The sequence below is a fragment of the Alteromonas sp. 4NH20-0104 genome (assembly GCF_057547795.1).
The window spans coordinates 49,482-74,660 of record NZ_BAAJLP010000023.1 but is presented as its reverse complement, the minus strand read 5'-3'; the positions used below and the strand labels follow the sequence as shown (position 1 = coordinate 74,660).

Annotated in this window: 23 protein-coding genes; 17 read left to right on the top strand and 6 right to left on the bottom strand. The window is 47.4% G+C overall.

Features of this window, described 5'->3' with window-relative positions:
- The first annotated feature begins 14 nt into the window (after window positions 1-14).
- Complete coding sequence (locus AC27IB_RS16200; protein ID WP_487122208.1) at window positions 15-1,250, top strand: oligosaccharide MFS transporter; 1,236 nt, start codon at window positions 15-17, stop codon at window positions 1,248-1,250.
- On the opposite strand, the gene AC27IB_RS16195 is transcribed toward AC27IB_RS16200, so the two are convergent.
- Window positions 1,231-2,223: a LacI family DNA-binding transcriptional regulator gene (locus AC27IB_RS16195; protein ID WP_487122206.1), complete on the bottom strand. Its 993-nt coding sequence runs from the start codon at window positions 2,221-2,223 to the stop codon at window positions 1,231-1,233. The two genes, AC27IB_RS16200 and AC27IB_RS16195, sit on opposite strands and share 20 nt — an antisense overlap.
- A gap of 276 nt (window positions 2,224-2,499) precedes the next feature.
- Between AC27IB_RS16195 and AC27IB_RS16190 the strand changes: the two genes are divergently transcribed.
- From AC27IB_RS16190 to AC27IB_RS16180, 3 genes are all read left to right on the top strand, one after another.
- Window positions 2,500-5,928, top strand: a complete 3,429-nt coding sequence (locus AC27IB_RS16190; protein WP_487122204.1) for a hypothetical protein — start codon at window positions 2,500-2,502, stop codon at window positions 5,926-5,928.
- An 88-nt stretch (window positions 5,929-6,016) separates the two neighbouring features.
- Window positions 6,017-6,988 carry a carbohydrate kinase family protein gene (locus AC27IB_RS16185; protein ID WP_487122202.1) on the top strand — a complete coding sequence of 324 codons (972 nt, stop codon included), beginning with the start codon at window positions 6,017-6,019 and terminating at the stop codon, window positions 6,986-6,988.
- Between the two features lie 793 nt (window positions 6,989-7,781).
- The gene (locus tag AC27IB_RS16180) at window positions 7,782-7,985 is read left to right on the top strand and encodes an MFS transporter (protein WP_487122231.1); all 204 of its coding nucleotides are present in this window, start codon (window positions 7,782-7,784) and stop codon (window positions 7,983-7,985) included.
- A 40-nt stretch (window positions 7,986-8,025) separates the two neighbouring features.
- Here the strand turns inward: AC27IB_RS16180 and AC27IB_RS16175 are convergent, their stop codons facing one another.
- The gene (locus AC27IB_RS16175; protein WP_487122200.1) at window positions 8,026-10,389 is read right to left on the bottom strand and encodes a hypothetical protein; all 2,364 of its coding nucleotides are present in this window, start codon (window positions 10,387-10,389) and stop codon (window positions 8,026-8,028) included.
- 323 nt (window positions 10,390-10,712) lie between these two features.
- Window positions 10,713-11,393: a haloacid dehalogenase type II gene (locus AC27IB_RS16170; protein ID WP_487122198.1), complete on the bottom strand. Its 681-nt coding sequence runs from the start codon at window positions 11,391-11,393 to the stop codon at window positions 10,713-10,715.
- A gap of 176 nt (window positions 11,394-11,569) precedes the next feature.
- On the opposite strand from AC27IB_RS16170, the gene AC27IB_RS16165 reads away from it, so the two are divergent.
- From AC27IB_RS16165 to AC27IB_RS16155, 3 genes are all read left to right on the top strand, one after another.
- Window positions 11,570-12,469, top strand: a complete 900-nt coding sequence (locus AC27IB_RS16165) for a LysR family transcriptional regulator (protein ID WP_487122196.1) — start codon at window positions 11,570-11,572, stop codon at window positions 12,467-12,469.
- A 224-nt stretch (window positions 12,470-12,693) separates the two neighbouring features.
- Window positions 12,694-13,359 carry an HAD family hydrolase gene (locus tag AC27IB_RS16160; protein ID WP_487122194.1) on the top strand — a complete coding sequence of 222 codons (666 nt, stop codon included), beginning with the start codon at window positions 12,694-12,696 and terminating at the stop codon, window positions 13,357-13,359.
- A gap of 25 nt (window positions 13,360-13,384) precedes the next feature.
- A complete protein-coding gene (locus AC27IB_RS16155; RefSeq protein ID WP_296051115.1) occupies window positions 13,385-14,656 on the top strand; it encodes a YfiM family lipoprotein in 1,272 nt (423 codons plus the stop codon).
- A gap of 40 nt (window positions 14,657-14,696) precedes the next feature.
- On the opposite strand, the gene priC is transcribed toward AC27IB_RS16155, so the two are convergent.
- Window positions 14,697-15,008, bottom strand: coding sequence for a primosomal replication protein PriC (priC, locus tag AC27IB_RS16150; protein WP_487122192.1), 312 nt, complete (start codon window positions 15,006-15,008; stop codon window positions 14,697-14,699).
- A gap of 122 nt (window positions 15,009-15,130) precedes the next feature.
- Between priC and AC27IB_RS16145 the strand changes: the two genes are divergently transcribed.
- Window positions 15,131-15,322 (top strand): hypothetical protein, encoded by a 192-nt coding sequence (locus tag AC27IB_RS16145; RefSeq protein WP_105934279.1) that lies wholly within the window; start codon window positions 15,131-15,133, stop codon window positions 15,320-15,322.
- Between the two features lie 20 nt (window positions 15,323-15,342).
- On the opposite strand, the gene epmB is transcribed toward AC27IB_RS16145, so the two are convergent.
- On the bottom strand, window positions 15,343-16,374 hold the full coding sequence (gene epmB, locus AC27IB_RS16140; RefSeq protein ID WP_296051111.1) for an EF-P beta-lysylation protein EpmB: 1,032 nt from the start codon (window positions 16,372-16,374) through the stop codon (window positions 15,343-15,345).
- Between the two features lie 34 nt (window positions 16,375-16,408).
- Between epmB and efp the strand changes: the two genes are divergently transcribed.
- Window positions 16,409-16,978 carry an elongation factor P gene (gene efp, locus AC27IB_RS16135; protein WP_296051109.1) on the top strand — a complete coding sequence of 190 codons (570 nt, stop codon included), beginning with the start codon at window positions 16,409-16,411 and terminating at the stop codon, window positions 16,976-16,978.
- A gap of 56 nt (window positions 16,979-17,034) precedes the next feature.
- On the top strand, window positions 17,035-18,012 hold the full coding sequence (gene epmA / locus AC27IB_RS16130) for an elongation factor P--(R)-beta-lysine ligase (RefSeq protein ID WP_296051107.1): 978 nt from the start codon (window positions 17,035-17,037) through the stop codon (window positions 18,010-18,012).
- A 5-nt stretch (window positions 18,013-18,017) separates the two neighbouring features.
- On the opposite strand, the gene AC27IB_RS16125 is transcribed toward epmA, so the two are convergent.
- On the bottom strand, window positions 18,018-18,569 hold the full coding sequence (locus tag AC27IB_RS16125) for a DsrE family protein (RefSeq protein ID WP_296051105.1): 552 nt from the start codon (window positions 18,567-18,569) through the stop codon (window positions 18,018-18,020).
- A 333-nt stretch (window positions 18,570-18,902) separates the two neighbouring features.
- Between AC27IB_RS16125 and AC27IB_RS16120 the strand changes: the two genes are divergently transcribed.
- The 7 genes from AC27IB_RS16120 to rpsH all read left to right on the top strand — a co-directional run bounded on the left by AC27IB_RS16120 (window position 18,903) and on the right by rpsH (window position 25,173).
- Window positions 18,903-21,335, top strand: a complete 2,433-nt coding sequence (locus AC27IB_RS16120; protein WP_487122189.1) for a TonB-dependent receptor — start codon at window positions 18,903-18,905, stop codon at window positions 21,333-21,335.
- Between the two features lie 200 nt (window positions 21,336-21,535).
- Window positions 21,536-22,918 (top strand): DUF4397 domain-containing protein, encoded by a 1,383-nt coding sequence (locus tag AC27IB_RS16115; RefSeq protein WP_487122187.1) that lies wholly within the window; start codon window positions 21,536-21,538, stop codon window positions 22,916-22,918.
- 281 nt (window positions 22,919-23,199) lie between these two features.
- A complete protein-coding gene (gene rplN / locus AC27IB_RS16110; protein ID WP_105934286.1) occupies window positions 23,200-23,568 on the top strand; it encodes a 50S ribosomal protein L14 in 369 nt (122 codons plus the stop codon).
- A gap of 12 nt (window positions 23,569-23,580) precedes the next feature.
- Entirely contained in the window at window positions 23,581-23,895 is a 315-nt protein-coding gene (gene rplX / locus AC27IB_RS16105; RefSeq protein ID WP_296051096.1) for a 50S ribosomal protein L24, read from the top strand.
- A gap of 16 nt (window positions 23,896-23,911) precedes the next feature.
- Complete coding sequence (gene rplE / locus AC27IB_RS16100; protein WP_487122184.1) at window positions 23,912-24,451, top strand: 50S ribosomal protein L5; 540 nt, start codon at window positions 23,912-23,914, stop codon at window positions 24,449-24,451.
- A gap of 11 nt (window positions 24,452-24,462) precedes the next feature.
- Complete coding sequence (gene rpsN, locus AC27IB_RS16095) at window positions 24,463-24,768, top strand: 30S ribosomal protein S14 (RefSeq protein WP_487122182.1); 306 nt, start codon at window positions 24,463-24,465, stop codon at window positions 24,766-24,768.
- A gap of 12 nt (window positions 24,769-24,780) precedes the next feature.
- Window positions 24,781-25,173, top strand: coding sequence for a 30S ribosomal protein S8 (gene rpsH, locus AC27IB_RS16090; RefSeq protein WP_487122180.1), 393 nt, complete (start codon window positions 24,781-24,783; stop codon window positions 25,171-25,173).
- Window positions 25,174-25,179 lie beyond the last annotated feature (6 nt).

Genomic DNA, 25,179 nt, shown 5'->3' with positions numbered 1-25,179 from the left:
CCTGAGATAATATTATGAAGTGGCAGTTAAAGTCGGCATACTGGTCATCTGCAATAACCTTTTTTGCTTTTTTCCTGACGTGGTCCTTCTGTTACTCCCTGTTTCCCCTCTGGTTAAACCAAACACTGGGTCTTACCGGGAAAGAGACAGGACTGGTCTTTGCCACCAACGCTTTGGCTGCCCTTATAATAATGCCCGCTTATGGCGTGCTGCAGGATCGTCTCGGGACCGGCAAACAATTGCTATTTGTACTGGGTGTGCTGATGGCAGCAGTAGGGCCTTTCTTTATATATGTATACCAACCGTTGTTGGAGTCGTATTTTCTGCTGGGGGCCTTGGTGGGAGCGGTTTACAGCGCTTCAACTTTTGGCGCTGCAGTAGGGACTCTCGAGGCCTTTATTGAGCGGCTGGGCCGGCATCACGCAGTTGAATTCGGCAAAGTCAGGCTTTGGGGATCGTTGGGGTGGGCGACCGCGACATTTGTTGCTGGTGGTTTATTTAACCTCAATCCGGATCTCAATTTTATGCTGGCAAGTCTTACCGGTATAGCTTTTATATTATGCTTATTCTGGTTACCTGATTCAGCGGTGAGGAGTACATCTGCAACTCACAACAAAGTGCGTTTATCAGAAGTTTTTGCACTGTTTTTACAGGCTAAACTTTGGCGTTTAAGCGCTTATGTTATGGGCGTATCCTGCCTCTATCAGATTTACGACCAGCAGTTCCCGATTTATTTCTCTTCTTTGTTTCCCACAGTCGCAGATGGTAACCGGTTTTACGGTTACCTCAACTCTTTACAGGTTTTCATCGAGGCTGCAATGATGTTTATTGCGCCTTACATTGTTAACCGAATTGGTGCCAAACAAGGCCTGCTGTTAAGTGGAACCATCATGGCCCTCAGAATGCTAGCCTCTGGTGTAGTTGACGATCCGGTATCAATATCAATGGTCAAGCTGCTGCATGCACTGGAATTACCCTTATTGTTAGTCGCAATATTCAAGTATATCGTGGTGAATTTTGATAGCCGGCTTTCAGCAACCATTTACCTTATTGGTTTTCATGTTTTTACCCAAATGGTAACAACGCTCTTGTCACCTGTGGTGGGCGAATTATACGATGAGTTAGGTTTTGCTAATGCTTATTTGGTATTGGGTGGCGTTGTTACTATTAACCTGCTGCTTTCAGCATGGTTGCTCGAAGGTCGTACAGGAAGACACTGTGCCGAAATGGCTAAAATGACTGGCGGTTGACCAGCGAGAAGCGCGCTGTCTCCTTTATCTTATCGCTACGTTCGTCAAGTAGATAATTAAACGCCCATTGCCCCATATAATAGTGCGGTAGCGCCATGGTGGTTAAACCCGGCTGCAAAAGCGTTGGAATAATGTCCCAGTCATCGAAGCTGGCTATCCCAATGTCTTTACCAACTTGCAGACCAAGTGCCTGAGCGACAAAATAGACTTCCACAGCAATTGGGTCCTGACCGCACAAAATAGCATCTGGCTTGAAACGAGTGATCAAGTCCGCAGCCCGCTCCCTGGCGACAGAGCGTTCGGTCTGGTTCTCGCGAACGATTACAGATTCGATCACTACATTCTCGGTGCTGAGATTATTTTCCGCAAAGGCTTGTTCAACACCAGCTTTGCGAAGTCGGCCAGCGATGATGTTTTCATTCAGGTTTAGAAATAAAACTCGCTGGTAACCCTTATCCAGCAAAGTTTGTGTTATTTCGCGGGCCGCTTCTTTTTCATCGGGAACAATCGAGGGGTACAAACCGGAACTGTCGTAGCAATTGGCGAGTACTGCCGGTACTTCAGCAAGTTGAGACGGTACCGACACTTCCCGGTGATACATTGCTGCATAAATAATGCCTTCAGCCCGATGTTCAAACAGGTGGTCTACAGCCCCTTCAACACTGTATTTATCAACGTTGACATTCAGCACCATGAGCTCTTTATTATGCCGCCATGCCAGGTCCTGAGCCCCTCGAATTAAATCGAATGTATAGGGTACTCTAAGCAACTCATCGGCGATAAAGCCAATGATGCCTGACTTTTTCCGCCTGGTCATTTGTGCTGCCCTATTGGGCCGGTATCCCAGTTCCTGAATAGCCTTCAGGACCTTTTCTCTGTTTTTTGGTTTTACCGTTGGGTCATTATTAACCACCCGAGAGACTGTCTTAAACGCTACGCCGGCATGCGCAGCCACATCCTTAATCGTCACCATGGTAAATGGCTTCCACTGTTATTGCTTCTTTTAAGAGCTTAAAGCTACACATTTTTATTAAGTTTAGCTATATCCCTGCCAAATCTTTTGTTTACTGGTGTCAGCCGCATTGTAAAAAAAATGTTGTGTTTTTGTTCAGGCAACATTATTCTAGAAAAAGACAACGTTGTTTAATTTGGTGGTAACCGCTTATGGTTATCAACACATTCAGTTTATCGTCATGCCAAACGATTCAGAAAAGCAAGCATAGCGCGCCTGGCGGCTATGGAGGATATTATGAAAAAACCGAATACCTACAATTTTACCGGGAGCGTTTCAACAGTGGTGTTAGCAACTCTTTTGCTAAGCGCCTGTTCTGACGACCCGGATAAAAATAAAGTTGACGCTGAACTTATTGTTCTACAAGAAGGGCAGACGGCTTCAGACGTTATCAATAATGGTAATTCCGAAGAAGATCCAGTTGAAGACGTAGTGATTACGGATAACCCTGAAACCGCCGGTCAGCCATTATTTACTAATCCGGAAAATACTGAACAAGTGCTTTCCGGATTTGAATTCTGTTGTGGTCAGTACAACACTTATGCAGAACATGGTTTCGACGATATAACCGGTGACTTTGACAAGCTGGATGGTGGCTGGTGGGGCGCCGATGTTGCTGGTGTGGCTGGTGAGCGAGTTTTCTCCAGTTTCGGGGACGGCTTTAGCGCAGAGGACGAAGCCTTGGGATGGATCGGTTTTAGTGCTGTGGGTTCAATGCAAAGTCCCGCCTTCGAAATTACCGATCGTTTTATCAATTTTTTGATTGGTGGAGGCAGCAATGGCGTCTCAGAGCCTAATAGCACAGCGCTGGCATTAGTTATTGACGATACTGTGGTGCGACAGGCTAGTGGTGACAATACGCCTATGAGTATGCGCTGGGTAACTTGGGATGTCGCTGAGTATGCAGGACAGTCAGCCCAACTACGGTTTATAGACAATCACGGCGATGATAATTCTGATAGTTCCTTACCTTATTTATTGGTTGACGAAATTCGCATAGCAGAAGAAGCCGCCGCTGCTCCAGAAGCCAGCAGTAAGCTGTTGGCACAGGTAAATATTGCTGTAGACCCGGCAGTTGAAGGGATATCTGCATTTCAGCGCGTCTCTGATCCTGGTCAGAATATAGCTGGATTTGAGTTTTGTTGCGGCCAGTTCAATACTTATGCCAATCATGATTTCCGGGCAACAGGCGATATGGATAAGCTGGATGGCGGCTGGTGGGCAGCAGATATAATTAATCACCAGGGAGACCGTGTTTTCTCCAGTCGAGGTGATGGTTTCGCTGCTGATGGAACCGGATTGGGATGGATTGGCGATGAGGCCACCGGTACCCTGAGTTCGCCTCCGTTCGAAATTTCCCATCAATTTTTGAATTTCTTAATTGGTGGCGGTACTAACGACATTTCATCTGACAAGGCCACCGCTGTAGTGCTACGGGTCAATGGTAAAGTGGTGCGACAGGCCGTAGGTAATGGATTGGAATCTCAGGTTGACTGGTATTCCTGGGATGTGAGTGCATTATTGGGTGAAACTGCAGTATTTGAAATTATTGATCATCATGACGGTGCGGGTGATGACAACCTCGCTTTCCTCATGGTGGACGAGATCCGTCTGGCGGATTTTGCGGCTGTTGAGCCCAGTGTAGATGACTTTGTTAGTCAGCCCGATGATCACAGTATTTCACTGCCTTTAGTCATGGCCGACCCCAATCCGTTCTATCGGGATGGCGAATTCTATATTTATTATTTAATCGACACTGCATTTCACGACTGGTATCTGACGAAAACAACCGATTTGCAGGAAGGGAGTTTTCCTGAACGGGTACTTGAAGCTACCGGCGATACGAATACTCAGGATCAATGGACCGGTTCAGGCAGTGTTATTGAAGATGCTGAGGGACAGACACATCTGTTTTTTACCGGACATAATGCTGACTTTAATCCGGTTGAAGCTGTAATGCATGCTGTGGCGACCGACAATACATTGTCAGACTTTACCAAAGTGCCTGAAGATACCTTTACAGGCAGCAATGGTTACAGTGATTTCGACTTTCGGGATCCGAAAGTCTTCTGGAATGAGTCGACGGGTAATTACTGGATGCTGATCACTACTCGCTACAACGATCAAGCTGCTATTGGTTTGTATACGTCCGATAATCTGTCGACCTGGGATCCTCAGGAACCTCTGTTTTTAATGAACACCCCGCTCAATCTGGAAGTGCCTGATTGGATCGACTTTGGTGACCGTCAGTTTATGCTGTTCTCCGATCAGAATGATGGAGAAAGGGATATTAAATATCTGCAACAGTCAGAAGCTGGCTGGGAACTGGCTAATTTCGCTGCTTTGGATGGCGAGTTTTATTATGCTGGACGCACCGCTTCGTCACAAGATGCCACACTTTTATTCGGTTGGATCCCGCATAAAATTAGTAGGACAAATGCTGGTGTTGGAACGTTTGGCGGCGATCTTGCAATCCATCAGCTAAATGTTTCTGTGTCGGGCGAGCTCGCTGTACAAATGCCCGCTCAATACAAAAGCCAATTTGACACCGCAGTAAATCCTGATATTGAGCGTCAACAGGGGGCTGTATCCGAAGAGTCACCAATATCCATGCTGTCTTCATCTGCCTTTACTATGGCGCCGAACACAGATAAAAACCGACTCTCGATGACCCTAAAAAGTGAAACTAATGAGGGAAGGGTCGGGCTCTATTTCCCTACGGACGCAGAAGGCGAGCAAGTTGCCAGACTGGAGTTGGATACGCGCAGCAATCTGGCATCATTCTACTTTGGCGATACACCTCCCACGGGAGGCGCTAGTGTTACCCCAACGCCTGCGTTGGCCGGCGAGCCGTTATTTGCCAGAGCGGAACAACCTGATCAAAACGTGGCTGGCTTTGAATTCTGCTGTGGACAGCACAATACTCTGGCAGTTCATGAATTTACTAATGTGACCGGTGATTTTGTCAAGCTGGACGGCGGATGGTGGGGCGGTGACGTTGCGAATAACGTCGGTGAGCGGGTGTTTTCAAGCTTTGGTGATGGGTTTGAGGAAGACGGTACTGCGTTGGGCTGGATTGGCTTTGGCGCGACGGGCAGCGCAGACAGCCCATCCTTTGAAATTACTAAACCCTATATAAACTTCCTAATTGGTGGCGGCTCCAACCCTTTCGATAGTGCGAATGCCACTGCTGTTGTATTGCTCGTCAACGGTGAGGTAGTACGTAGTCAGTCCGGCAGTGATGCTGAAAAGACAGCTGATGATAAGTTTACCATGGCGTGGGCAACCTGGGATGTCACTGAGTATATCGGACAGGCAGCCTCTATCCGATTGATCGATAACCACCCGGATGATGGCTCTGATACAGCTCTTCCTTATTTGCTTACAGATCAATTCAGGCATGCGGACTTACCGGCTGTGAGTGAAGATGAAGAAGTAAGTGCTGGTACACTGGATGCTCAGGTAGAGGTCCCTATGAATTTATCAGAGGGTGTAAAACTGGATGTGTGGCTCGATCCTGAAACCGGTATCGGTACTGCCTATATCAATGACTTCAGGGCACTTAGTTTCCGGTTGTATGATCTGCAACAGCGGCAGGTTGGGGTTTACACTCGCGATGAAGCTATTTCGGTCATAGAGCTTCAACGATTTATCCGGAGCGAGTAAATATGAAGTTAATGCAGGCAGCCCCCTGGCTGTCTGCATAGTTTAAGCCACCTATCATGTAGGTGGTTTCTGATTCTGAAAGTGAGCAATGATGAGCAAAAATGTAATTTGTATTGGTGAAGCACTAATCGACTTCGTTTGTACTGGTACCGACGACAGTGATAACCCTACAGAAGTGTATTTAAAAAAGCCCGGCGGGGCTCCTGCGAACGTTGCTGCATGCATCGGTAGGCTAGGCGGTCGCGCTGAGTTTTTGGGAGCGGTAGGAAATGATGCGTTTGGTACCTACCTGGTGGGTGAATTAGAAAAGTTCGCGGTGTCGACCAATTATGTACAGCAGGTCAATATACCCACAACGCTTGCATTCGTAACCATACAGGAGGACGGTGAAAGGGAGTTTGTTTTTAATCGCGGTGCTGATAGCGAATTTTCGGCGGAGGCGTTTATAACAGCAACTGGCTGCAGCAACTCGATTTGTCATTTTGGTTCTGCGACTGCCTTTTTAGAGGGAAAATTAAAAACTGCGTACTTTGCATTAGCTGAGCATTGTGCCAGCAAGGATATACTGATCAGCTTTGATCCAAACTATAGAGTGGACCTTTGGCAAGACGATTTGCCATCCTTTATCGAGATGTGCAACACGTTTTTCAAACTATCAGACATGGTAAAAGTCAGCGAAGAAGAGCTCCAGTTGTTAACCGGTGAATATGAAATGGAAAAAGGTTGCGGGGTAATTCATGGCTACGGGGTGAAGACCATTTTTGTTACCCGCGGGAGCAATGGGTGTTATTTGTCCACTCAGCAAAATGCCACTACGGTAGCGGCATTTAAAATTAACCCTGTTGATACCACAGGTGCTGGTGACGCCTTCATCGGCGCTACTTTATTTAAATTGTCTTCTTATACATCTATCAACGCAATGACGTTTGAAGACTTGTTGGAAACAGTTCAATTTGCACAGAAAGTCAGTGCCTATGTCTGCGAAAAACTCGGTGCAATGACAGCGTTACCAACAGAATACGAAGTAAGTAGCCGACAATTCCAAATGGCCAGTTATTAAATCTGCCGATTAGCAGACTCAATATTGGGAAAGCCTACAACCGGACTTCCCCTTTTTCTGTGTTTATAGCAGAAGAAGGCATACGCTGATGTCTATGTATTCAGGTCTTAATCTGCTGGCTGGTTGGCGGTAATGCGTGCGATTGACGCAGTACCAGTTTACCGCTGACACTAAACTGGGCATTATTCTTTGCGTCAATTACACCCAATGCAAGTTTGGCCGCCATCTCGCCCATTTTGAGTAGGGTAAGCTCACTGTACTCAGTTATGGGAGTAAATTTTCTGAGATTAGCTTATAGTCGTAATAACCCATGATAGGAATGGATTGGTGAGTTTTACAACCCTGCTGCGGCAGTCATTGACTCAGGCGCGCTAAGCACTTGTGAAATGAATGGCAACAGTGAAGGCTGCGACGTGCCCACCGGTACGCTGACTTCTCCTGAGGTGGTCGAACAACGTCCCCGACTTGATGTCTTCATGTCAGGAGGCAATGGTTCGGCACCGGTTGGGCTAAGAGTCTATTTACAGTCCGTCTCACATTGATAGTGACGAGGACTGGCAGTCTGTTGACCTGTCAGCTTATGTTGGTCAGTCTGTGTATGTTGAAATCTGCGATAATGAACCGGGTGGCGGTGGCTTCCTGAGTTTTGGTCACCTGCACATGGGGGCGTCTGCGCCCTAGTCTTTAGGCATTCGTCACCTGTGGTTGGCGAATGCCCTGCCTGAATAGGATTCAACTGTGAATAAAATTGTTTTTTTGGTCATGTCATCAGTCCTGCGGAGAACAGTTATTGGTGCAGTGTTTGGTAGTATTCCCTGCCAACTTTGAGATATTGCGTTTAGTCAGCGGATTTGGTGTCGGTATCTCATCTATAGCCGTACCTGCTTGTATTGCAGAAATTGCTCCGGCGAATTACCGAACCCTTTTAACTCTGCCAACTCGAATAACCAGAGCTAGCTATGCTACAAAGCTCTATTCTCATTCCTGCAAGCGCTAAAATGAAGTTGATGAAGCTAGTTAGCCGGATTCAGAGAAAGTTAAAGAATGTAGTCATTGTAAAACGCTTCCACGTTCTCTGATTGACATCCGTGTTCACTGATATATTTGCCGAGCCATTTGACATTCTCTTGCAAACTCATTGCCGTTCCCAACATACCTGTCGGGTCGCGATTCATTACTGCGTTGTAAAGCATGTTAAATTTAACGTTTGAATTTGAGCGACTCCAGGCATCTTGAGCTCGCTTATCAATAGTGACGTATCTTGGCGGACCTACTTCCCACTCATCCCAAACAACACCGTCTACAATATTTTGTTCTTTCAATTGGAATTCAAACGTGACAAATTCCTTAATTGATGAGGCGCATTTTGTGGCATACATCTCGATAAAATTTTGGTGGAAGCCTGCAATGTATGCATTGCTCACCGCTAACTCTCGTACATAGTCGCCACGATAAGCGGCGATGACATCCCCATAATGTTTGACCAGTCTGTATTCTTTGAATATCTGGCTCCAGTCAGCCTCCCAGTGCGCGTTCTTAGTCAAAGAAAACTTACAATATTCTTCTTCGCACCAGTGCCCGAAAGGTGTCTCGCTTAGGGAAAACGTTAGCTTCTCTGCTTGTTGACAATAACCCAGATAATCTTTGACGGCTTCGTTAATGAGCTCTTTATACACGCTCACCGTAGCGAGGGAATATTTTTTTAATGCCATGTCATCGCCAGGCCTAATCCATATGTGATCTGTGGCATTGCAATATCCTGAACCAGCTGCGACTAAGTGTGACTGTGTAGCAGAAAGGCGATATCGAAAGGCTTCCATGGGTTCCTCGGCAATAAAGTTATTTACTAGCACCCAATCACTCGCTTTTGAGTATGTTCCGGTAACTTGCAGGATTCCTTCTTTCACCATTGCAGGTGGTAAAAACGGTGCATCAATAACCAGCCGAAACCCCACAATATCACCGCAAAATCTTTCGAAAACCTTGCGCAGTAATATCAGGTTTCCCTCCACACCTTTTATATTGATAACATTCGGCTCATCAATATAGTCTTGCCAGGCAGCCATGTTGTGTATTGACGGTCCGGCATAAGCGCCTCTGTTACAGGAACCAACCGCTTTTAACCCCTGTAAACTTCTATCTTTTGGAATAATTGAAACAGTAAACTCACTTACCCCCGACGAAATAGTGAGTTTGCCTCCGGGAAACGAGAACCCTTTTGTGTAACCTTTAACGGCACTGCCTTTGTTCCATTCAATTTGCGCCGTAGGAGTACCATAAGGTTTGAGATCCCATACTTTCCATTGCCAAAAGTTGTCATTTGGCTGGGCCAGCCCACCTTTTATTATTAGAACCTGTTCGCTCGGATTTGGCGCTTTAACCACCTTGGGTTTACTGAATAAACTGGCAAGTCGTGGATCTACGGTTTCTTCGACGACCAGTTTTTTACCTTGAACAAAAGCATATTCGCTTCGCACCCAGCTTTTATCATCAAAGGTAACCTGCATACCCATTGACTCAGTACTAAGTGCAAACAACTCTACAGTCAATAGCTTAGCTAACCCTTTATCACAGTCAGGGCCTGGCTTGATAGCGTTACCACTATAATGAACAATACGACCGTTACCTTTTATTTCACCAGGGTATAAGTCAACAAAACATGTCAGGCCTGATTGTTGCTTTACAGTCAACTTACTTGTATAGACAGCTTTTTTTACCTTAATACCGTCTTCGGCCATTAACTCAATGTTTTGCAATGGCGGTGGAGAATCACTAGAGAATGTATGTACTTGGGACCATCTCGAAGGACTTTGTGGGCGTATCTGACTAAAAGCAGAATCTGTTAGTAGGTTTAAACCAAATTCACCAGCGGTATCGGCTAAAGGGTCGTCGTCATAGACTAAATATGAACCAAGCTTATCTTTTCTTAAAACGGCTTTATAGCTTCCAGCATTCTCAATTGCGGCAACAATTCCCATTACATTGTCATTAAATGCATATAAGGTCAGGAGGCTAAAAGGGACATTGTTCTGGCAGAATTGCTCGTCGAGAGGCTTTTTTACACGCCCTTTTTTATCAACGGCCATATTAAGTGTTGGCTGAAAATTTAAAATGCGGTTATTTTGCTCTGATGAATATAGATTAAGCTGGTATCGGCAACGTGGTTGTAATTCACTATGCAAAGTTAAATTAACTAATATCGAAGCATGTTCTCCACCCTGCCAGGTACCCTTAACGAACCGCAACTTTTTGATGACCGCGCTTGTGGCGTTTTCTGTTTGCTTTATCTGGTGAGACGAACGGAAATAATCGTCAAAGTCGATTTTAGATCCAAACGCCGGTCCGGCTGCGGCAATAAGACACATGGCGCCTAAAAATGATTTAGTGACCCTGCCAAACATGAGAAATCCCTTTATCAGATAGCATATTGACTAACTTACCTGCATTTTACTTGTTTGGCGAATTGAAGATTTATATCGCGATAATGACAGGGAAACTATAACTTAGCGTAAGTAAAAGGGGGGTAAGACCAAGTTCGACGATGTGGATTTACCGGAGAGACTAAAGGCCGTATTAAGCTGCACAGCAATAAAAGTAAAGATGTCAGCCGCCAACATGGTATTCGCGGCGCACTTGTTGGCAGGTGGAAACCAGATACGGTGGCGTGGAGTGATTATCCACGCACTTAACAGATGCTGCTGTAATACCGATCAGAATCTGGTTGTTAGCGCTGACTTAGTGCTTTCACCAGTTCGGTTAAGTCTTTAACCACGTAGTCCGGTGCCTGAGCCAACGGGTAGAGTGCCTTACCCGGGCGGGCCACAAACGCCGTTTGCATGCCTGCCGCTTTGGCGCCAGCGACATCCCAGCCATGGGCGGCAACCATCAGTGCTTCTTCTGGCTTAACGCCAAGTTTTTCCAGTGCCCAGCGATAAGCACGCAGATCAGGTTTATACACCTGAATGTCTTCAATGCTCATGCGAGCGGCAAAGAAATCCGTCAGACCGGCATTTTCAAGCTGTGTTGTTACTCCGTAATTGGATGAGTTTGTTAGTGTAACCAGCTTATAACCCGCCGACTCTAACTGGCTGAGGCCGGCTTTTACATCTGCATGGGCTGGCAAACTGAGTAGCGGCGGCACAATGGCATCTTTTGCCCGGTCTTCGCTAATTTCGATACTATTGTTTTGCGCTACCATCATTAATGCAGCAACACCGATCTTGCCAAAGTCCTGATATTCGCCAGAGACTGTTGATACCAGCGAATGGTGCAGCATGGTTGAAAACCAAAGTGGTAAAAGTTCCTGCCTACCGTTTAGTGCTGCGCCTACTGATTCACGCATGGTCTCTAAATCCAGCAGCGTTTCATTAACATCAAAAATAATGACTTTTGGTTGTTCTGGCATGGGGTTAGCCTCAGTAATGGTTGCCTCTGTTATTAGTACAAAAGTGAACAAAATTCCAATTATGCGTTTAATCACACCGGTCCTCAAAAAGTAAACATGTCACCAAGTTTATTGTTTTTATTTATTAAATGAAGTATTAAATACTGAAACCTTTGTTTAAGATTTTTAAATAATAAATGTATAATCTGACCGACTTACAAACCTTTGTCAGTATCGTCGACAATAACAGTATTCACCGGGCCGCTGCGGCGCAGCAGGTCTCTGTGGCCACAGTCAGCCTGCGTCTGAGTAAGCTGGAAAAAGCGCTCTCCACTGTGTTGGTGTTTCGTGACAGCCGTAAACTGGAATTATCTTCTGCCGGTGAAGTTTTTTATCAGAGGGTATGCGCCATTCTGGAAGCATTGCGTGATGCGGAATATCTGATTGGCGCGCGCCGCTCATCCATAAGCGGCGTCCTTAGAGTTACAATGCCTCCCTGGATTTTTTCTAAGTTTGTAATGCCCAGACTCATGGAGTTTGAGCAACAGTATCCAGATTTGAAACTGGAGTTTTTGATTAACGACCAGTTTGTCAATGTGGTGGAAGATAAGCAGGATGTTGCAGTACGGGTAGGGAGTCTGAGCGACTCAGCGATGCTGGCTCGTAAACTGTGTGATAACCATAGGATATTGTGTGCGTCGCCGCTATATCTGGAGCGCTATGGTACGCCGGACTCACTCGCCCGGTTAGCCGAGCACCGCTGGGTGGTTTTGCCCTGGCAGCGTCAGCTTAAAATGCAGGCGTCTGGCAAGGTGCGCACCTTTAATGTTGATGCCCGGTTTACCGTTTCCAATTCAGACTATATGACCCAGGCATTGCTCGCCGGCCATGGTATTGGCATAAAATCTTACATAGCTATTCGTGAAGCGTTGCAATCCGGCAGCTTAGTTGAAGTGCTTCCCGGAATGTTAGCTTCTGGCGAGGCACCGGTATGGTTCTTAAAGCCACAAAACAGTTTAACGACACGAAAAACAGAAGCATTCTTTGAATTTATGCAGAGTGTCTTTGATGCTGAACTGGCGAACGAAAACCCGTAAGTCGAGCCCTCAACGACTGTTTTACCCCGATACTTAAACAATGAGGGAAAGGAAGGTTAACTGTTGTAATAATTCACTAATACCTGGCAGTGTCGATACCATCTAAAGTACAAACCATTTTACAATGTAGTGATTTTTCAGCAGAATCCTAAGTTAAACAAGCCAAGGCTGGCCAGTTTAAAAGGGCTTTGCCAACTATTCTTAATAACAGTGAGTTTCACACCATGTCACAGGCCACGCTGCCAAAAGCCATTCTCTTCGATCATGACGGTACGCTGATAAACTCAGAGGCCGTTCATTTTAAGTTGTGGCAGCAAACGCTTGCGCCTTATGGTGTGGAATTAACCGACGCTTATTACAACGAGACCATGGCCGGAGTTCCCACCTCGCAAAATGGGGTGGATGTAGCACGGGACTTTAATTTGTCTGTGGAACCGGCTGAATTAGCCAGCACCAAAACCCGGCTGACCGAAGAACATCTGCACAAAGAACCCTTTCCATTAATGCCTGGCGCCCAGGAAACCATGACCCTGTGCCATGAACAGGGGGTACGTATTGCCATTGTAACCGGTGGCAGCAAGTACTCGGTACAGCGCACCCTGGAATGTTATGGCTTTGCCGACTGGATAGAATGCGTAGTAGCGGTGGAAGACGTTGAGCACAGCAAACCAGCGCCTGATTGTTATTTAATGGCGCTGGAGCAAATGGGCCTTAGCGCACAGCAGGCGATGGCAGTAGAAGATACGGAACATGGTTTGGCTGCTGCGGTAGCGGCTGGTCTTCCTTGTGTGGCTATTCCAACCCAACAATCCATTGACCATGACTTGTCGAAGGCCACTGCGGTGTATCAAAGTTTGTCTGAATGGACAAAAGCTCAATTTAGCCAATAACCGGTGCCGATAGGATATCAAAAACATGTTTGGCCGATTGCTGTTTTATATTGTTCTGCTGTTAGTCGCCGCGCTTACGTTGCTGGCTGTGCTGGTGGTAGACAGCTCTCCCAAAGTCAGTCGCGTGTCCTCGCAGCAGGTGGATAACGCTGAAACCGTGCATGCGTTACTTCGTCAGTTAAAAAACAGTCTGGAAGACCGCCATTCTCAACAGCGTGTTGAAGTGTCTGAAGCACAGTTTGAAAGCCTGATGGGATTCGCTCAGCGCGCTTTACCCGGCTTTAACGGGGCCGTTGAAGTAGAAGCGCAACAAACCCAAATTGCTGCCAGTATTGCGTTGCCGGCGCCGGCTGAAGACTTTTACATTAACCTGTCTGCCCAGGTATTTCCGGGTGAAGGCGTGAATATCGATCACGTTAGAATTGGCAATCTGGTGGTGCCGGGGGATACCGCGTTATCCAGCGCGGTGTGGCTGGTGGACCGTTTTACCAGCAGTGATGTAGCCAGTACCGCAGCCAATCAAATTACCCAAATCACTATGTCTGATGAACGGCTGGTGCTGGATATGCGCCCGCTGGATGAATTACTTCAGCAAATAGACGTCGCCCGGGAAAATATCAGTACAGGTGTGGATGAACTGGGCGAGTTAACTACCGATTATCTGGCCTACATTAATGGCTCGCCTTTAGGGCGTTCGCCGTCGCCGCAGTCTGTTGCTAATTACCTGAACCTGATGCTCAGCCGTGCCGCCTCGCTCAGTGAAGGTGGCGATCCGGTAATGCATAATCAGGCGGCATTGCTGGCTTTAGCCATCTTTCTGGGCGATCACAGAATCAGCGGGCTGGCCGGGGCAAGGCAGCCAGAAGGGGATTCGCCGGTTGAGTCTAAAGCGCCGGCGGTACTGGCTCAGCGTAACGATCTGGCGCGTCACTTCACCATTTCTGCAGCGTTACAAATTCTTTCCCAGCAAAATATGACCCTGGCGATTGGCGAATTTAAGGAACTTATGGATCGGGCCATGGGGGGCAGTGGCTACAGTTTTGTTGATTTGGCGGCGGATATGTCGGGAATGGCATTTGCCCGTATCGCCACTCAGCCAGACAGCGCGGGGCGACTTCAGGAACTGGCGCAGCAAGGGCTCCGCGAACGCGATATCCTGCCGTATATTGGGGGATTGCCGGAAGGGCTAAGTAAACAGGAATTTCGACATCGTTACACCGAAGTAGACAGCCCTGCTTACCGTAAACAGGTGGCTGACATTCAACAGCGAATCGATAATCTGCCGCTATATCAGTAATAGCGGCAGCGCCGGGTTCATTTTCTGCCAATAATCGCGATTACTTTTTCACGCTGCTAACAAACTGTTGAAGGGTGCTTAATGCCAGTTCTATTTTCTTTACCAGTGGCATTAATGCCTGTTTGGCTTCTTCGTCGTTAAGCTGTTTCAGGGCCTGCCAGTCGGCGGCAATTTCTTCCACATAGGGGCCAAATCGTTTTGAGCGGGTGCTAAAACCGCTGTCGTCGGCAAAGATGGCAGCAAATTTACCCTGTTGCTGATGCTGAAGTTGATCGAGGATCTGATCGGCATCCACCGCTTTGCGATAAAGTGTTTGTAGCGTTTCCTGTAATTGCTGGTGAACAGAATCCAAAGAGCGCTCCTTGTTTATATCAGAAAAATAGCTAAAGAATGGTTAAGGTCTGCCGATATAGCAGTGAGGTGGGCAATTCTGCCCACTTTTTAACGTTGCTACAAGCAAATAAGGAAACTGGTATGGATATTCAAGGTGCAGGTGCCTCTGGAACGTCCGGTGCGTCGCTTGAGTTGGCTTCTCTCAAACTGGCCAAAGGTCAGCAGGAGCAGGAAGGTAAAGCGACGCTTCAGCTGCTGGAATCAGCCGCTGACGTACCAAAACCTACGTCCGCCAACCCGGCTATCGGTGCCAACATCGATACGTTCGCGTAATTCAGACTGAGTTGTAGTATTCAGTCTTGCGGATAAAGACGTAAGTCAACCGGCGTTTTGCCAGGCTGGCCACCAATTTCGGTAACGAGCTTGGGAACCATGAAGCCTGGCAATCGCTTTATCACTTCGGCCATTATTTCTCTGGCTTGTTCTATATCAATATCAAAGTGTGCTGCACCTTGTACCTTATCTAACAGATGCAGGTAATAGGGCATGATACCCGCCGCAAACAGCGTTTCATTTAAGTGTGCTTGCGCCGTGGCGGAGTCGTTAACGCCTTTTAGCAGGACCGCCTGATTGAGCACGGTAACGCCCGCCTGTCGCAATGGCGTAAGTTTGTCGGCTAATTCATCAGACACTTCATTAGCATGATTAATATGCAGCACCAGCACGCGCTGTACAGGGAGTTCGGCAAACCACTGAAAGAAAGCCTCGTCAAGCCTTGCCGGCATCACAACCGGTAAACGCGTGTGGATGCGTAATCGTTTAATATGAGGAATAGCGGCTATTTTTTCGGCCAGCGTTGCAAGCTTGCTGTCTTTCGCCATGAGCGGATCGCCACCCGACAGGATGACCTCATCAATGGCCTGATTGGCAGCAATATAAGCAATATTGCTTTCCAGCTCGTCGTTGCTCAGGGCATTATCGGCGTAGGGAAAGTGGCGGCGAAAACAATATCTGCAGTTTACCGCACAGCCGCCTTTCACAATTAGCAGTACGCGGCTGTGGTATTTGTGCAATAAACCTGGGTTCGCAGTGTCGTGTTCTTCCAGCGGATCCTGGCTAAACCCCGGCGCCGTTAAAAACTCCTGATTGCTGGGCAATACTTGCAATAACAGTGGGTCCTGCCAGTTGCCTTTTTCCATTAATGAGGCAAAAAAGCGGGGCACCCGCATGGGAAATAAGCGACGGGCTTCGGCATGAGAACCAAAGTCAGACGGGTCCAGATCCAGGTAACTGAGCAGTGAAAATGGATCAGTAAAGCCGCTGGCTAACTCTTTTTGCCAGTTTTGCTCTACAGTTATGCTATTTTTTTGTATTATTTGCGCCACTAAAACTAAAACCTACAGTGTTTATTGAGGAATTATGGCTAATTTCAGCACTAACGAGTTCAAAGCGGGCCTGAAAATCATGCTCGACGGCGAACCTTGCAACATTCTTGAAAACGAATACGTTAAGCCGGGTAAAGGCCAGGCATTTAACCGGGTTAAAATTCGTAAACTGATTTCTGGCAAAGTGCTGGAAAAAACCTTTCGCTCCGGTGAATCAGTAGAAGGCGCAGACGTAATGGATACGGAACTGGCCTATCTGTATACCGACGGCGAATTCTATCACTTTATGAATAATGAAACATTCGAACAAATCGCTGCCGACGAAAAAGCAGTAGGTGAAAACCTCAAATGGTTGGTAGAAAACGATGTTTGCACCATTACCTTATGGAATGGCTCACCGATTACCGTTAGCCCGCCTAACTTTGTTGAGCTGGAAATTACCGAGACCGACCCGGGCCTGAAAGGCGATACCGCAGGCACTGGCGGTAAACCCGCAACCCTGAGCACAGGCGCAGTGGTTCGTGTACCTCTGTTTGTGCAAACTGGCGAAGTTATCAAGGTTGATACCCGTACCGGCGAATACGTTTCCCGCGTACAAAAATAATCCCTTTGCTGCGTACCTTCCTAGCGGAAAGGTACGCAGACTAACACACTTACCCTATGACAATTCCAGACAACTGGCGGCCAACCGCCTCATTGCAAGCCCTGCGCGAACGCGCACAACTTTACGCTGATATCCGCCGTTTTTTTGCCGAACATGATGTGTTGGAAGTGGATACGCCGGTATTGTCTCATGGCACTGTGACCGATGTGTTTATTGATGGCTTTTCAACCAATTTTGCGCACAGCGATAGCGGACATAACGAAACGCTGTTTCTGCAGACCTCGCCGGAATTTGGTTTAAAACGCCTGCTGGCCAGCTACCAGACTTCCATTTATCAGTTGTCCAAAGTGTTTCGTCACGAAGGTTTCGGACGCTTACATAACCCTGAATTCACCATGCTGGAATGGTATCGGGTAGGGCGGGATCATCACGACCTGATGGATGAAATCAGTGACTTGCTTAAAATCCTGCTTGGCGCGCAGCACACCGAGCGAATGACCTATCAGCAGGCATTTCAGAAGTATCTCGACCTCGACCCGTTAAGCGACAGTACCCAGCGCATTGCTGAAGTCTTTAATGATTGTAAGATTGATTTGAGTGATGAGTATCCCATCGACCATGATGGCATGCTACAGCTGTTATTCAGCTATGAAATTGAACCGAAAATCGGTCAGCAATTTCCTTGCTTTATATATGATTACCCGGCGTCACAGTCATCTCTGGCGAAAATTAATGCCAACGATCCGCGGGTAGCCGACCGCTTTGAGCTTTATTTTAAGGGCACCGAGCTGGCCAACGGGTTTCATGAGTTGCAGGATGCCGCCGAGCAGCGCAAACGCTTTGAGCACGACAACCGTTTACGCCGCACTTTCCGGTTTGAGGAAAAGCCCCTCGACGAACGTTTTCTGGCGGCATTAGAGGCGGGTATACCTGCCTGTGCAGGCGTGGCCATGGGGATTGATCGCATTCTAATGCTCAAGCATGGTTACACCCACATTGATCAGGTAATTGCCTTCCCGGTGAACCGCGCCTGACAGGTTCAGAAAGGGTTAAGCGTGTAACCTTGTTGTTGCAATAAAGCATGGGCACTCATTGCCGACAGCGCGACGTCCACGCCAGGCAGAAAAGCCTCATTGGCGTAACCGTGGCCCGCAGCCGACTGGCCACACACTATTACGCTTACCTGCTGCGCCATCAGGGCATTTAATAAGGCGATATTGGCATTATCGGCGCCCTGTTTTTGCTGATAGTGGGAGTTGGTGAGCAGGTCCAGCGTGGCACTGCCGTGCACGACCAGCGCCAGTTGTATATTTTCAACGGGCACACCGCTGGCCACATGCATATTGATGAACCGGGCGAGACTGTCGAACTGACGGTTTAATTTACCTGGTTCAGCCCCTTTAGCCACATCAAAAGCCACTTTAAACTGCGCCTTAGCGTTAAATTTAACGCCCTCAACCTGCACTTTTTTGCCATAGTCGTGAAATACCGGCCCGGCGGTAAATTCCGCAGCTGTGCTGGTATTGCTGAATAACACGCAGATGGTTAACAAACTAAACAGATAATATTTCGCTGACTGACGGTTCCTCATGGCCCCTCCTTGCATACTTGGGTTGAAGTTTTAGCATTGAATTGTTCACACCATAGCCGAATAGCAGGGCTCTATACAGCATTTAGTCTGTTTTGGTAAACAGCTTTGACGCTCGTTCCAGTTCACGTTACCTCTTGAATTAGACTGCTTAAATAACCGTTAATTGGGACGAATGTTGATAGTGTGTGCTTACGTACTTGGTCGCCGATTAACACCGGCAGCGACCACCGGGTGATTTTCGTCGGCCACTGGCGCTTGACGATAACGGGCTGATGAGGGTAATGTTATACTATAACATTTGCTATCATAGTCAGATTCAAGGTCAAACAACAAATGAACAGACGAACCATAATTGGTGCTGCAGTTTTTATGGCATTAACTGCCCAGGTTGCCTCGGCCACCACAGTAAAGGGTAAAGTGACTAACGAAGCCGGTGAGGCTGTCGCTGGCGCTGAAGTGCGTATAGAAGGCTCCAAACAGGTTACTTTTACCGACGCAAAAGGAAACTATGAGTTTAAAGGCGTGCAGGTTCCCCATGTTCATCTGCATGTGTATTCGCCGGATTACGTGCATGGCGATAATGACCTGGGCGATGTCGACAGCGATCAGGTAGCTGACTTTGTGCTAACACCTGTATCGGTGGAAAATATTGTGGTCACCGCCAGCGTACTGGGCTCCTCTGTGCTCGAATCAGTCACCCCGGTATCGGTGATTGATGAATACAAGCTACGAAAAATTCAGGCCGAAACCCTGGGGGAAACACTGAAAAATACCCCCGGAGTACACAGCACTTACTTTGGTCCGGTAGCCAGTAGCCCGGTGATCCGTGGAAACGATGGCCCGCGAGTTAAAATCGTTCAGAATGGTCTGGATGTTTCTGACGTATCGCGCATTGGTCCCGACCATAACGTGGCAGCAAACAGCACCAGTGCTACTCAGGTTGAAGTACTGCGAGGCCCGGCAACTCTGCAGTATGGTAGTGGTGCAATCGGCGGTGTAGTAAACGTAGTGGATAAGCGTATCTCGCGCGAGGTGCCGGCAAGTATTGAAGGGGATGTGGAAGCAAACTATGCCACGGTGAACGACGGCAAATTCGGCCGGTTTAACCTAACCGGCGGGCAAAACAATATTGCTTTTCATGTAGATGGCTTTAAACGCAAAACCGACAACGCTGATATTCCGGGGTACGCCTCCGTTACGCCTGATGAAGATGAACAGCCTGGTACGTTAGAAAGCAGTGCAATGGATACCTCTAACATAACGGCTGGTCTGTCTCTGGTAGATGAAGAAGGCTACTTTGGCTTCTCGGTGGAAAAGCTCGACAACTTTTACGGCGTGCCCGGTCACAGTCATCATCATGAAGAAGAGCATGAAGGTGAAACCGAAGAGGAACATGCCGAAGAGGAGGGAACAAACCTGGATGTAGACATGACGCGTTATCAGGCTGCCGGTGAGTGGTATTCGCCGTTTAAAGGCATCAGCTCGCTCAAATTCGGCGCCGCTTACACCGATTATGAGCACGTTGAAATTGAAGACGGCGAAGTTGGCACCCGCTTTACGAATCAGGGCAGTGATATCCGCCTGTCAGCAACTCATGCAGACATTGATGCCTGGCACGGCGTGTTTGGATTGCAATATCACAACAGTGATTACGCCGCCGACGGCGAAGAAGCCTATACACCACCCACTGAAACCGAAAGCATGGCGCTGTTTCTGGTGGAGCAAAAGAAATTTGGTTCTCTGATCCTTGAGCTTGGCGGACGCCTGGAGCGCACCACCTATAATGCTGACACAGTAGATTTTGAGCTCGAGGTAGCAGAGCATCACGACGAGGAAGGTCATGAGGAAGAACACCATGAAGACGAACACGAAGAGCATGAGCTGGTGTTCGATTTTGATGAATATGCTTTTACCAGTAGCTCGCTGTCAGCAGGTTTAAACTGGGAGTATACGCCCGGGTACTCGGTAGCATTTACCTTATCCCGTAACGAACGCGCGCCCAGCCAGCAGGAGTTATTCTCTGCCGGCCAGCATCTGGCAACACAAACCTTCGAGGTTGGCCTGGTTTATGACATGGACGAAGATGGCGAAGTGTCTGAAAACCTGCGCAGCGTAAAAGAAGAGGTCAGTAACAACATCGACCTGACGTTCCGCAAGTTCAGCGGTGACAGCGGTTATACGCTTTCGTTCTTCTACAATCAGGCAGATGATTATATTTATCAGAGTGCCACCGACCTGACTGCGCTGGCCCACGGCCACGAGGAAGAAGAGGAAGAAGGCCATGAAGAACATGAAGAACATGAGGAACACGCAGAAGAAGGCACACCGGTGTACTACTTCAACCAGGATGATGCCACCATCTACGGTGTGGAAGCGGAAGGCTTTGTTGATCTCAACGTCAACTGGCGTGTGAGCGTGTTTGGTGATTACATTCGCGCCAAAATCGACTCCGATAACCTGCCCCGTATTCCGCCATTACGGTTAGGTTCCACCCTCAGCTATGAAGGCGAAGCGTTAAGCTCAGAGTTATCGGTAGTCTGGTATGACGATCAGACTAACACCACCGCGTATGAGACGTCCACAGACGGTTATACCCTGGTGAATGCGTCGGTGGATTACTCCTTGTCTGATCAGCAGGACTGGACCGTATACGTAAGAGCCAACAATCTGTTTGATGAAGAAGCGCGGGTGCATACTTCATTTTTGAAAGATCAGGCGCCATTGCCCGGTCGTAATTTAACACTGGGCACGCGTTTTAGTTTTTAACCTAAACGCACCCGGTGCATTTCACTTCATTCCCATTTTAGCGGCCACCTGGCCGCTTTTTTTTGCCCTGACAAGCCAATACTCAAAGGCCAACGCAAAGAAGTGTTAAGGAATGCAAAGCTGCGCGAGGTTGGCGAACCAAGAGCGGGTACAGGCGTCTGTTGAGATGATTTTTGATTATCTCAAGGAAGCAATACTACATGTTTACTCACTCTAAAATAATAATGCGCCTGGCGATGGCTGCGCTGTTAACGTTATTGTTAACAGCCTGCGGCGGATCCAGCGATTCTACCAACAGCGATTATGATGCCGCGTACCTGCACTTTTACAACGGCTCACCTAATGGAGCCACGGTTTATATGCGTGAGGTGGACGGCTCGGACCTCGGTTATGCCCAGTTTGGTGATGCCAGTGCGTTGATATCCGGTGATAAAGGCGATTTGGAACTGGAATTTTACCGTATCGACAGTGACGATCAGGAAGTGGTGATCGATACTATTACCGTTACTCTTAAAACTTCTTACAAAACGCTGGTGGTGTTAAGTGGTGACTTTGAAGCGCCGGTATTTGATACCTTCGAATATTACCGCGAATCGCTGGAAGACCATTTCCGGCTGATGGCCACCTCCACCATGTTTGACACCACCACTACCTTCGACCTGTACATGAGCGATTCAGGCGACCCATTCGAGGCGGCTAATTATCTGGGCACCATCAACAGTGGTGAATTAACCGAGTATACCTACTGGGATGGCGATGATGACAGTGACGATTTTAATGAAGATGAATACACCCTTTATCTTACCGAGCCGGGCTCAGATGTAGTGATATTTGAAACGCCTACTTTAAGCCTGGCTTACAATACGGAATACGTGCTGGTTACCCGTGACCTGTCCGGCGCTATCCAGAACGGTATGGCCCTTGATGTGGTGTTAAATTCTACCACGGTGTATGAAGTTACCGATGTCGACGCGACCTCTCAGTACCGCATTTATAACAGCTTAAATACCGATTCACCGATTACAGTGACCTTTACCGGCGATAACGAAGATGAAGCCATTAGCGTAGAACTTACCCCAGGCGAAGTGAGTGACTTTACCGAAGTGGAATACGGTGATTATCGAATTACCGCCACTATCGCAGATGGCAGTCTGACCACCATGAACAATAAGCTGATTACGCTCAATCAAAGTGAAAGTAAGGCCATTGTTATCTACCAAAACGAAGCATCATTGGCATCGCTGAGTTTCGTTGAGAGTTCGGCATCTCAGGCCTACGATAAAACCATTAATTTTGTCAATCTGGTCGATGATTATGCCGATGTAGACTTCTATATGGTCAGACACGATGAAACTATTGATACCGCCGAATATAGCACCCAGCACATTGGATTTGCCGAGACCAATTCAGACGTGGTGCCGGCGGATTACTATGAAGTTATCGCAGTGCATGAAGACAGTGCTGAAGAACAATACCTGTTATTCCGCTACCCGCTTTATGGGTTTAACGAAACAAAAAATTATTTTATAACCGTTGAACCAGCCGAAACCAGTTCGGGCTATGAAATAAATATCGTCAATTAACCCAAAAACGCGTATATTTCTCTATCTGAGCCGGATGTTCCACAAGGCATCCGGCCGGTACTTCCTGGCATCCACGCCAATTGGAAACATATTTTAACAGTTAAATGCACTTATTCAGCTATTAGCTAAAAATAATTCAAATTCCGGCTACACTCCCCCGTTCTTTTCTGTTATTATTTCGCGCCCTTTTTAGCGGGGTATGGTTTAAAAATGGCCAAAATGGTCGTTTTTAGCACAATCGGAGACTCGGAAGAGTCATAATTAACAGCGGAGCATTAATCATGATCCAAATGCAAACTAACCTGGACGTTGCTGACAATAGCGGCGCTCGCAGGGTTCAGTGTATTAAGGTTCTTGGTGGCTCGCATCGCCGTTATGCAGGTATCGGTGACATCATCAAAGTTACTGTCAAGGAAGCAATTCCTCGCGGTAAAGTAAAAAAAGGTGACGTTCTGAACGCAGTGGTGGTGCGTACTAGAAAAGGCATTCGTCGTGCAGATGGTTCAACCATCCGTTTCGATAGTAATGCGGCTGTTTTGCTTAATGCAAACAAGCAACCAATTGGTACGCGTATCTTTGGACCGGTAACCCGTGAGCTGAGAAGTGATAACTTCATGAAGATCATCTCACTGGCCCCAGAGGTACTATAAGGAGTCACGATAATGGCTAGAAAAATTCGTCGTGATGATGAAGTAGTCGTATTAGCGGGTAAAGACAAAGGCAAGCAAGGCAAAGTCGTGCGTGTTCTGACCTCTGAAGACCGTGTAGTCGTTGAAGGTGTAAATCTTGCCAAGAAACACCAAAAGCCTAACCCACAACTGGGTGAAGCTGGCGGTATTATTGAAAAAGAAGCATCCATTCACGTTTCTAATGTTGCGGTAGTTAACCCGGCAACGGGTAAAGCTGATCGCGTTGGTTTCCGTACGGAAGACGGTAAGAAAGTTCGTTTCTTTAAGTCTAACGGCGAACTCGTTTAATTTATTGGAGAGTACGATGGCGAAACTGCATGATTTCTATAAAGAAACAGTAGTAGCTGAACTTGCGAAGCAGTTCGGATACAAAAGCGTCATGCAAGTCCCTCGGATTGAAAAAATCACTCTGAACATGGGTTTAGGTGAAGCAGTTGCTGACAAGAAGGTTCTTGAGCACGCGACAGCCGATATGGCTGCTATCGCTGGTCAAAAGCCAATTGTTACAGTTGCACGTAAATCAGTAGCGGGTTTTAAAATCCGTGAAGGTTATCCGATTGGCTGTAAAGTAACCCTGCGCGGCGAGCGCATGTGGGAATTCTTAGAGCGCTTAATTTCGATTGCAATTCCACGTATCCGTGACTTCCGTGGTCTGAACGCTAAGTCGTTCGACGGACGTGGTAACTACAGCATGGGTGTACGCGAACAAATTATCTTCCCTGAAATCGATTTCGATAAGGTAGATAAAGTTCGTGGTATGGATATCACCATCACTACCAGTGCTGGCAATGACGAAGAAGCGCGCGCATTACTAAGTGCGTTCAACTTCCCATTCAGAAAATAAGGTGTAGGGTTATGGCAAAAGAATCAATGAAGGCTCGTGAAGTAAAGCGTGCAAAGCTTGTTGCTAAGTATGCTGAAAAACGTGCTGCGCTTAAAGCGATTATCAGCGATGTTAACGTTTCTGAAGAAGAGCGTTGGGATGCTGTATTGAAGCTGCAACAATTACCACGTGATAGCGCCAAATCTCGTCAGCAAAACCGCTGCCGTGTAACTGGACGTCCACATGGTTTCCTACGTAAGTTCGGTCTGAGCCGTATCAAGCTGCGTGAAGCGGCGATGCGCGGTGAAGTCCCTGGCCTTAAAAAAGCCAGCTGGTAAGGAGTAGCTGATATGAGCATGCAAGATCCTATCGCGGATATGTTTACCCGCATCCGTAACGGCCAGATGGCACAGAAAGTTTCTGTAACTATGCCTTCGTCTAAGCTTCGCGTAGCGGTAGCTGAAGTACTGAAAGCTGAAGGTTACGTAACTGAATACGCTGTATCTGGTGACGTTAAGCCTGTTTTAGAAGTAACTCTTAAGTACTTCGAAGGCAAGCAAGTAATCGACACAATTGAACGTGTAAGCCGTCCTGGTCTGCGCATCTATAAGAAAAAAGATGAGCTTCCAAAAGTAATGGGTGGTTTAGGTGTTGCTATCGTGTCAACTTCTAAAGGTGTGATGACTGACCGTGCTGCGCGTAAAGCAGGCATGGGCGGTGAGATCATCGGTTATGTAGCGTAACGGAGG

Bases quoted from the DNA above. Each gene is read 5' to 3' on its own strand.
- AC27IB_RS16200 (WP_487122208.1), top strand. From the start codon at position 15: ATGAAGTGGCAGTTAAAGTCGGCATACTGGTCATCTGCAATAACCTTT.
- AC27IB_RS16195 (WP_487122206.1), bottom strand. From the start codon at position 2,223: ATGGTGACGATTAAGGATGTGGCTGCGCATGCCGGCGTAGCGTTTAAG.
- AC27IB_RS16190 (WP_487122204.1), top strand. From the start codon at position 2,500: ATGAAAAAACCGAATACCTACAATTTTACCGGGAGCGTTTCAACAGTG.
- AC27IB_RS16185 (WP_487122202.1), top strand. From the start codon at position 6,017: ATGATGAGCAAAAATGTAATTTGTATTGGTGAAGCACTAATCGACTTC.
- AC27IB_RS16175 (WP_487122200.1), bottom strand. From the start codon at position 10,389: ATGTTTGGCAGGGTCACTAAATCATTTTTAGGCGCCATGTGTCTTATT.
- AC27IB_RS16170 (WP_487122198.1), bottom strand. From the start codon at position 11,393: ATGCCAGAACAACCAAAAGTCATTATTTTTGATGTTAATGAAACGCTG.
- AC27IB_RS16165 (WP_487122196.1), top strand. From the start codon at position 11,570: ATGTATAATCTGACCGACTTACAAACCTTTGTCAGTATCGTCGACAAT.
- AC27IB_RS16160 (WP_487122194.1), top strand. From the start codon at position 12,694: ATGTCACAGGCCACGCTGCCAAAAGCCATTCTCTTCGATCATGACGGT.
- AC27IB_RS16155 (WP_296051115.1), top strand. From the start codon at position 13,385: ATGTTTGGCCGATTGCTGTTTTATATTGTTCTGCTGTTAGTCGCCGCG.
- AC27IB_RS16145 (WP_105934279.1), top strand. From the start codon at position 15,131: ATGGATATTCAAGGTGCAGGTGCCTCTGGAACGTCCGGTGCGTCGCTT.
- efp (WP_296051109.1), top strand. From the start codon at position 16,409: ATGGCTAATTTCAGCACTAACGAGTTCAAAGCGGGCCTGAAAATCATG.
- epmA (WP_296051107.1), top strand. From the start codon at position 17,035: ATGACAATTCCAGACAACTGGCGGCCAACCGCCTCATTGCAAGCCCTG.
- AC27IB_RS16125 (WP_296051105.1), bottom strand. From the start codon at position 18,569: ATGAGGAACCGTCAGTCAGCGAAATATTATCTGTTTAGTTTGTTAACC.
- AC27IB_RS16120 (WP_487122189.1), top strand. From the start codon at position 18,903: ATGAACAGACGAACCATAATTGGTGCTGCAGTTTTTATGGCATTAACT.
- AC27IB_RS16115 (WP_487122187.1), top strand. From the start codon at position 21,536: ATGTTTACTCACTCTAAAATAATAATGCGCCTGGCGATGGCTGCGCTG.
- rplN (WP_105934286.1), top strand. From the start codon at position 23,200: ATGATCCAAATGCAAACTAACCTGGACGTTGCTGACAATAGCGGCGCT.
- rplX (WP_296051096.1), top strand. From the start codon at position 23,581: ATGGCTAGAAAAATTCGTCGTGATGATGAAGTAGTCGTATTAGCGGGT.
- rplE (WP_487122184.1), top strand. From the start codon at position 23,912: ATGGCGAAACTGCATGATTTCTATAAAGAAACAGTAGTAGCTGAACTT.
- rpsN (WP_487122182.1), top strand. From the start codon at position 24,463: ATGGCAAAAGAATCAATGAAGGCTCGTGAAGTAAAGCGTGCAAAGCTT.
- rpsH (WP_487122180.1), top strand. From the start codon at position 24,781: ATGAGCATGCAAGATCCTATCGCGGATATGTTTACCCGCATCCGTAAC.